Origin of the sequence: Bacillus sp. CCNWLW194 (assembly GCF_037120585.1) — a bacterium.
GTDB classification, from domain to species: domain Bacteria; phylum Bacillota; class Bacilli; order Bacillales; family Bacillaceae_G; genus Bacillus_A; species Bacillus_A basilensis.
On the sequence record NZ_JBBBBL010000046.1, the window covers coordinates 1 to 2,729 of the forward strand.

Below are 2,729 nucleotides of genomic sequence, written 5' to 3' on the forward strand. Positions count from 1 at the left end.
TCGAGCGGTTCAACAATCCGATTTTCAACCTCTTCTGCATAGCTATTTCCAGTTACTTTTTCAATAAGGATACCCAGTATTACGTATCCCGTGTTTGAATAAGACCAGCCCTTGCCTGGAGCAAAGTCTGGGGGAAGAGAAATTCCCATCTTTACTAATTCTTCAGCCGTATATATTTTTTTTGTATCCAAAATATCATAGTCTTTTGACTTTAAGTATTCGGCAATCCCACTTGTATGATTCAATATCTGCCGAATCGTAATCTGGTTACCATCATATCCGTTTCCTTGAATGACACCAGGCAACCATTTTTCGATGGAGTCATCTAGATTCAAGCGATTTTCTCCAGCTAATTGAAGTAGAACTGTTGCAATGAATGTCTTCGTCACACTGCCAATACGAAAGCGATAATCTGCTTTCATTGGTTTCTTCGTTCTCAGATCCGCTACCCCAGCAGCATAACTCCACGTTTTTCTATCCTTTGAAATTTTAGCGAGTATTCCAGGGTATCCAAGTTGTAGTGTATCCCGCATTGCTTGCTTAACAGAAGTACGATTTTGTTGGGTACTTATTTGTAACGAACTAGATACATTTTGAGTGGGCTCTGCTTTTACAATTGAGGTTGGCGTTGTATATAATAGAGAACTTCCAGTCATTAAAAGACCTAAACCTGTAGATGTAATCTGACAATGCTTTTTCATAAAAATATTCCTCTCCTCTATTCATATTTTATTAGTAATTATTTGCTGTTTTATACTAGTCACACAGCTTTCATCTTTACCGAAGACAAATGGACAAGAGTTGATTTGCAAGTATTTTACTCAGTATTATTTTCACGAACGCTATTGAATCCTAACAAACGGTAAATCCCTCTTTTTCCACATGTATGTTAATCCTAAAAATTACTTCTTTTCCTTAAAACAATCTCGTTACTGGTTTATTTTTCATAAATATGTCATACCTGTTTCCCTTTCATGCCTCTCTACCTTTTTATCATACGCAATGAAAATCTCCCCTCCTCATTTATTAATAACTGCTCTTTGATACTAAGTGTTTTTCTGTCATACACAGTAGTGTCAAAATGTCATGATTTTTATGACATAACTATTAATACAGCTTTATCGACTCAATTTTTGTTCTTCTTTATAAATATTACAAAAACTCACTACCTACTATGACTTGCCTCTTGCTACACTCTGTTCATACGCTAACGGGTGCTAACTCGTTTCGCTAACAAAAAAACAAATCAATTAAAGGAGCGTACAAAAATGAAACAAGCAATTAACAAACTGGGGATTGTTGCAGTTCTTCTTTCTTCTTCAACAATGATTTCTGCGTGTTCCCAACAATTATTAGAAGCTGAAAAATCAAAACCATTAGCATCCTCGACTAATATTCAAATGATGGAAGGACCTAATAATAAAAAAGAAATAGAATCTTTTGCTGACCCGTTATTTGAAGAAAAAATGAAGAAGTATAATGTGAACGGTTCTAGTTTTGTCGTCGTTCATGATGGAAAAGTCGTTGTCAATAAAGGATATGGATATGCCAATAAAGAAAAGAAAATCCCCGTCACTAAAGACACGGTCTTTCAAATCGCTTCAGTCTCAAAAACTTTTACTGCTTTGGCTGTGATGCAGCAAGTCGATAAAGGAAAGCTTAAACTTGATCAAGACGTACAAAAATATCTTGGTGGAATAAAAATCCCTAATCAAACAGGGAAACCTCTCACCCTGTTTGATATGCTCACTTATACTAGCGGGGTAGATTTTCCGGACCTCACAAATATAACTGGACCCGAATACGTTCATAATAGTATACCAATGAAAGAATTTTTCTCTAAACATATGCCAACGGTGATACGGCCACCAGGGGAAGCTTATACGTATGACAACGTCTCATTTGCGCTCGCAGGGTTTGCAGTAGAGAATGCTACTAACACCCCTTTCTCGAAATATATGGAAAAAAATATTTTCAAACCATTAGATATGAAATCCACGAGTATGAGCTTTACGCCTGACCTTCTCGAAAGAATGGCTACACATTATGGTCCCACTGGTGATCCGATTCCAACAAGTGGGAGCGGTTTAAGGGATACGCCACAAGGAAGCATTTTATCTACTGCGGAAGACATGTCAAAATACATGATTATGCAACTACAGAAAGGAACGTTTAAAGACAAAGAAATTGTAAGTAAAAAAAGCATAGATATGATGCATGCCTATCAAGTTTTTGATGATAAGACAATCCCTGTTGCGACAATTGGATTTGAAACACCTTTTAATAAATTTGCTAACGGTCAACACGTTGTAATGAAAGGTGGAAGTATGCCTGGACATCAATCACTGCTAATTTTAGTGCCTGAACAAAAAACAGCATTCTTCATGTCTTACAATAATGATTCAATGATGAGTATAGACATATATGAAGCTCTCATGGATCACTACTTCCCTGCTAAGAAGAATGAAGTAAAAACAAGTTATCTTCCGTTAGAAGAAAAAGAAGCTCATAAATACTTGGGCTTATTCCAAAATACGCGTTTCTCTGCAATTCGCACTCATTTTACTTATGAAAATGGGAATTTGGTCATGGAGGGTGGAACAACTGGAAAACAAATTCTGAAAATGATTCATCCGTTGTTATTTGAAGATTCGGAAGGCAACAAAGTTGCTTTCAAAAAGAATTCAGCAGGAGAAATCACATATTTTCACTACACCTCTCCTAAAAGC

At 36.3% G+C, this 2,729-nt stretch carries 2 protein-coding genes; one reads left to right on the forward strand and one right to left on the reverse strand.

Annotation, left to right across the window (positions count from 1 at the left end):
- Positions 1-701 (reverse strand): serine hydrolase domain-containing protein (locus V7S50_RS33880; protein WP_336376857.1); only part of this gene is annotated, 701 nt, incomplete at its 3' end.
- Between the two features lie 567 nt (positions 702-1,268).
- Between V7S50_RS33880 and V7S50_RS33885 the strand changes: the two genes are divergently transcribed.
- Positions 1,269-2,729: serine hydrolase domain-containing protein (locus tag V7S50_RS33885; protein WP_336376858.1), on the forward strand; the 1,461-nt coding region annotated here is incomplete at its 3' end.